Genomic DNA, 3,077 nt, shown 5'->3' on the forward strand with positions numbered 1-3,077 from the left:
TTCATTGGTTACTTTGATTGGTTGAGGTTGGGTAGTGTCTTCCTCAATAGTTTAACGTTATTGATGAACTGGCTTCTATTTCAGCTCTTAATTCGCATTAAAGCAGCGTTTAAACCACTTACCACTCGTGCTAGCTTTTGAACAATCGCCTGGTATATATTTTTCTCTTTGTAGCGAAGAGTTCGCTTTCCGTTGACTTCCACAGCTTCAGGATGTGGCACGTATGCTTCGAGACTATCAAGTATATGCTCTATATTTCGTAAAGTATCTACAACTAATCTATCCATACTAATTTTAAATCTAGTAACTAATTATATAGTTCCAGTACATATTCCTTGCTTTTAGATGTAAAGCAATAAAATTATTACGTTTGTCAGGCTTGCTAACCAATTATTTTACATATTTATTTTTCGATAAACGTTCAAAAAGTAAATACCCGCTAGACCTTCAATAGTCTGGTAGATTTATTGTTTCATAATGTGGTGGTTGTTACAGAAAATTACAATTTTAAAATTATTTCTGGAGAGAATGTTTATCTGCGCCCTACCCTTTTTTTATCCTAAAGCTGCAGAAATAAATGCCGGTAAAAGTATTTCATGATGTAACATTTGTCATGGATCTCTCTAATGTGAAATACAACCCTCACTAGATATCATCCTATTTTGTGAGGGTTTTCTTATGTATAGTGTAACTAGTTAAGAATGATTCAGAATATATAGAATTTGAAGAGCATCTCAACGGTTTGGTTTTATTGTTTACGCAGTGCTTTGACGTATGCCCTTTTGTGCTAGATGAGACAATGAGAATACTCTTGGAATCATTTTTAGCTGGTTTTGCTATACTGCTTGAAGATAGCAAAAGATTAAACTTTCATAAATAAGGACCGTTAAAAGTATTTCATGATGTAGTATTTCATGAATCAACCTAAAATTTAGAAAAGTGTAAGAAGCCCCGACGGATTTCTTCTTCGGTAGGTTTTCTTATATTCAGATTGTCCAATTGGCACAAAAGAACTGATATCAAAAAAACACTCGCTAGACCTTTAACGATCTAGCGAGTTTGTTGTTTACCAATTTTTACTAGAAAAGTATACAAACGTATTATTGCTTGCCTGGGCGTTATAGCTTAACTTGGCTACAAAAAGCTGAAATAGTTTTGTCACTTTTCTTTGTTTTAACTGGGAACAGGGAATTGAGCGCAAACATTAAGTCATCTTCTTTTACGTTTTTCCTTTTTATTTGCTAAATTTTTGTAATTAAGCAGAAGTTATATCCAACCTTGTAATTACTTGATAATCAGCAATTAAAGGAGGTTACAGTGATAAAAAGATTAATTCATTTGCCTGCATTATTTGCCGTTTTACTCTACTTTACTACACCCGCACAAGCTGTACTACAAAGAACATCGACTCTACAGGTGCCGCTATCCGGGACGGTTTTGGTGCCTCTGAATGACGGTTCGTTTGATAGCGTATCTCTCAGTGGACGGGCCAATGTGGTAACAACGGTCCCACTATCTGATATTCCACCCGATCACATACGTCCCGTCCGTATTCACGTTAACCTTGATCATGTATCGGGCGTAGGTAGCATTACTAAAAAGGAGTATAGTGCAACAGGAACTAACAGAGTCACTTTTCCTGCATTTCCTTCAAAACCTATAATCTTTGGGTTCGATCTCCAGTTTCCTGCTGAGCCGTTATTGCTGGTATTTCCTCCCAGCCCGATTATGCCTCTCGATATTAATTTCAATTTCACCTTTAATCCGGACACGGGTGAACTGAGCAATGTAAGTATAGAGTCTATGTCGATACCAGTGCCTTAATGAATGTGATGATCTGCTTAATCTTTTAGTGAATGAAGCCAAGGTTAATGGAAGCATTCTTTAATCATCAAAAAATCTACCATTAGCCTGCCTTTCGCAGCAGGCTAAATAACGTTAGTTCGACGTAAGAAAAAGTGTAAAAGGATCATTATTGCTCGATCATTTGGCAGTGCTGGAAGATTAAATTCAAAGCACGCAGTTAAATTACCTCCGGCAAAGCCGGAGGCTTATTACTGTTAGCCCCTCAAAGGGGCAAGAATTGGAGCCACCTAAAGGTGGCATCACATACCAAGCTTGAGCTGATCATAGTGCTCATCCTCTTTCTCTTGGTGCTGGATATATTCTCTGACCATCTCTTCATCTAATCCTACCGTGGATACAAAATAACCACGTGCCCAAAAATTTTCACCTCCCAAGTGTTTTCGTATCATTCCGAATATCACTTTCTTCCTTCTTTTCGGAATAAATACGATATGGTACTTACAGTCCCATGTCGTATGGGCCAAACTCTGATAATCTCTCATTTGATTCTCCTAGCTCTTGATCAAGCTAAAAGAATCACGGTGACCGTATCACACGATCAAACCTTTAATAGTCCCCCGGCATAGCCGGGGGATTACCTTATTTATTTAATGAACAGGCGATGGCTAAACGTTAACAAAGTAGATATCTTTACCCAACCATAAAACGTACCGGGCAAGGCTTAACGAAGCTATAAGCGAACTAAGATTGCGCTAGTACGTTTATTTTTGGCGAGAATGGTGTTTTATGTTTTATATTTATGTACTTTACTTTTTTATCTTCAAGTTTATGAAGTATGGGTTTTTATAAAAATTTCACGAGGCAGTACCTATAGTTGATTCTATTCTTGTCAAATTTGCTGCAACGTATAGGCCGTCGAACTCCCTAGTTTCGAAGGTTTTTCTTATTCTTTCAGATAATGTCCTGAGTTTCAGAGAAAGTTAAAAATGCCGGTCAGATTTTTAAGGAGCGGACAGGTTAGTTGCTTTTAATTTCCTACTATACTTTTCTTGATTTTTCTTTATGCGCTTCAACTTCCTAGGGTAACTATAGCCAAACCAGATAATTTTGATTATAATTTAGAGATGGCCTATTCACTGGATATCCGCCGTAAAGTCCTGTCTGTCAGAGAGAAAGAAGGACTTACGATAGCCGAGGTTGCGGCCCGGTTTGATGTTGGCGTGGCGAGCGTGACGCGTTGGGTTAAGAACATCCATCGTAAACCTCAAGGG

At 37.8% G+C, this 3,077-nt stretch carries 3 protein-coding genes; 2 read left to right on the forward strand and 1 reads right to left on the reverse strand.

What is annotated here, in order from left to right; translation table 11 throughout:
- The first annotated feature begins 1,317 nt into the window (after positions 1 to 1,317).
- Positions 1,318 to 1,824: a hypothetical protein gene (locus tag BM122_RS20855; protein WP_074907551.1), complete on the forward strand. Its 507-nt coding sequence runs from the start codon at positions 1,318 to 1,320 to the stop codon at positions 1,822 to 1,824.
- A gap of 281 nt (positions 1,825 to 2,105) precedes the next feature.
- On the opposite strand, the gene BM122_RS20860 is transcribed toward BM122_RS20855, so the two are convergent.
- The gene (locus tag BM122_RS20860; protein WP_074907554.1) at positions 2,106 to 2,348 is read right to left on the reverse strand and encodes a transposase; all 243 of its coding nucleotides are present in this window, start codon (positions 2,346 to 2,348) and stop codon (positions 2,106 to 2,108) included.
- Between the two features lie 582 nt (positions 2,349 to 2,930).
- Here BM122_RS20860 and BM122_RS22045 point away from each other — a divergent pair.
- Positions 2,931 to 3,077: IS630 transposase-related protein (locus BM122_RS22045; RefSeq protein WP_143083587.1), on the forward strand; the 147-nt coding region annotated here is incomplete at its 3' end.

Source organism: Nitrosomonas communis (assembly GCF_900114745.1).
In the GTDB taxonomy this organism is placed as follows: Bacteria; Pseudomonadota; Gammaproteobacteria; order Burkholderiales; family Nitrosomonadaceae; genus Nitrosomonas; species Nitrosomonas communis_A.

What these genes read in the sequence shown, in the direction of transcription:
- BM122_RS20860 (WP_074907554.1), bottom strand. Translation starts at nt 2,348, where the DNA reads ATGAGAGATTATCAGAGTTTGGCCCATACGACATGGGACTGTAAGTAC.